This is a genomic window from Peribacillus sp. P4_C12 (genome assembly GCF_056402095.1).
In genome coordinates this window covers 1-1,378 of the sequence record NZ_JBFUIB010000779.1, presented here as the reverse complement: position 1 = coordinate 1,378, position 1,378 = coordinate 1, and the positions used below count along the sequence as shown (strand labels likewise).

2 protein-coding genes are annotated in these 1,378 nt (G+C 38.0%); both read left to right on the top strand.

Annotated elements, in window-relative coordinates; translation table 11 throughout:
* On the top strand, window positions 1-155 hold a 155-nt coding region (locus tag AC1DUW_RS28905; RefSeq protein ID WP_477644199.1), incomplete at its 5' end, for an aspartate dehydrogenase domain-containing protein.
* A 46-nt stretch (window positions 156-201) separates the two neighbouring features.
* Window positions 202-1,378 (top strand): aromatic ring-hydroxylating oxygenase subunit alpha (locus AC1DUW_RS28900; RefSeq protein WP_477644198.1); only part of this gene is annotated, 1,177 nt, incomplete at its 3' end.

Genomic DNA, 1,378 nt, shown 5'->3' with positions numbered 1-1,378 from the left:
ATATTCACCTTATTGAAGCGTCAGGTTCATTCGGAAAACTTAAACTTGAAATAGAAAATGAACCAATGCCAAACAATCCGAAAACGAGTTACTTAGCTGCGTTAAGTGTATTGGCTACTCTGCAAAACAAAGAAAAGAGTGTTCAAATTGGGTAATAATTGATTTAAGTCATGTCATGTTCATAGAGGGGAGACTACAAGTATGCTTAAAACTGATAAATCCATAGAAGAAATGTCGAAACAGCAAGTTGTTAGCTATTTGAACGAAACGGTCAAACCAGAGGAAGGAGTAATACCTGCTTACCTCCTAGGCAATCAAACGGTTTACGATATAGAACATGAAAAAGTATTTTTGAAAACATGGGTCTTTGTCGGTCATGAATCTGAAGTCCCGAACAAAGGAGACTACATGACACGTGACCTCGCCGGATATTCGCTCATTATTACACGTGATAATGAAGGGGGGATTCGTGCTTTTTATAATATGTGTACCCATCGTGGAATGAAACTTTGTCGGGCTGACAAAGGTAACAAGACTTTATTTACGTGTCCATATCATGGATTTAACTTTAAAAACACAGGAGAGCTTGTGGGTGTGCCACTTCAAAAAGATATTTATGGCGGGACGCTTGATCGTTCACAAATGGGGCTTCACCAAGTGAAGCTTGAATCCTATAAAGGTCTTTTATTTGGAACATGGAATGAAGATGTAGAGCCGCTTGAAGAGTTTCTAGGTGATATAAAATGGTATTTAGATATCCTTGTAGGACGGGCAGAAATGGAAGTAATCGGGGTCCCTCAACGATTTGTTGTTAGTTCTAACTGGAAAGTAGGTTCTGATAACTTTGTTGGTGATTCCTATCATACGATGGTCACACATGGTTCAATTGCAAAACTAGGCATGGTACCCAATGCAACGTATYCAAAGCGTGGTTTTCAAATTCATACGGAAAACGGACATGGACTAAACTTAGGAACACCTAACCCTGATTTTGCTTTCCCGGAAGAATTGAAAAATGAATTTAAAAGTAATTTGTCAGAAGAACAATATGAAGTGTTATCAAACTTAAAAAATATGATTGGAAACGTTTTCCCGAACTTATCATTTTTAATTTCTCATACAAAAATTAAAGACCAGTTTATCTCTAACACTTCAATTAGAATGTGGCGGCCAATTGGTCACAATAAGATGGAAGTAATCGCTTGGATGCTCGTTGAAAAAAACGCCTCTCAAGATTGGAAAGATCGTTCAAGAGATTCGTTTATCTTGACGTTTAGCCCATCTGGCATTTTTGAGCAAGATGACACGGAAGTATTTACGGACATTACTGAAGCCGCCCAGGGTCCGATGCCTTTTCTAAAGAATTTAACTTACAATT